We start from the raw sequence: 475 nt of genomic DNA, 5'->3' as shown, positions 1-475 counted from the left end.
GGGCGAGGATGTCGTGGACCTGGTGAGTGCCCCGGTGTGGGGTCTGGTGCGGTCGGCGCAGCGTGAACACCCCGACCGTTTCTGGCTGGTGGACGGCGCCGACGAGGCGATGGCCGCAAACCTGGCCATGGGCGACGAGCCGCAGCTGGCGGTGCGGGACGGCGTGCCGTTCGTACCCAGGCTGGTACGGCAGAGCGTCTCCGCCGTCGAGTCCGTGCCGGGCTTCGGTGGGGACTCGGGCACGGTGCTGGTCACCGGTGGTACGGGCACGGTCGGTGCCCTGGTGGCCCGGCACCTGGTGGTCGAGCATGGGGTGCGGGACCTGCTGCTGACCAGCCGGCGTGGCGAACAGGCGCCGGGCGCAAGAGAGTTGGTCGCCGAGCTGGCGGGGCTGGGTGCGCGGGTGTCGGTCGCCGCGTGTGACGCGGCGGACGGTGACGCGCTGGCCGCTGTGCTGGCGGCGATCCCGCCGGAG

General features: G+C 73.7%; 1 protein-coding gene. It reads left to right on the top strand.

What is annotated here, in order from left to right; translation table 11 throughout:
- Nucleotides 1–13: 13 nt before the first annotated feature.
- A partial coding sequence (locus JK361_RS40725) for a SpnB-like Rossmann fold domain-containing protein (RefSeq protein WP_307787461.1) occupies nucleotides 14–475 on the top strand: 462 nt, incomplete at its 3' end.

This window comes from Streptomyces musisoli (assembly GCF_016741855.1).
Classification (GTDB): domain Bacteria; phylum Actinomycetota; class Actinomycetes; order Streptomycetales; family Streptomycetaceae; genus Streptomyces; species Streptomyces musisoli.
The sequence above is the reverse complement of the archived record's forward strand: the minus strand, read 5'-3'. Positions and strand labels throughout refer to the sequence as shown.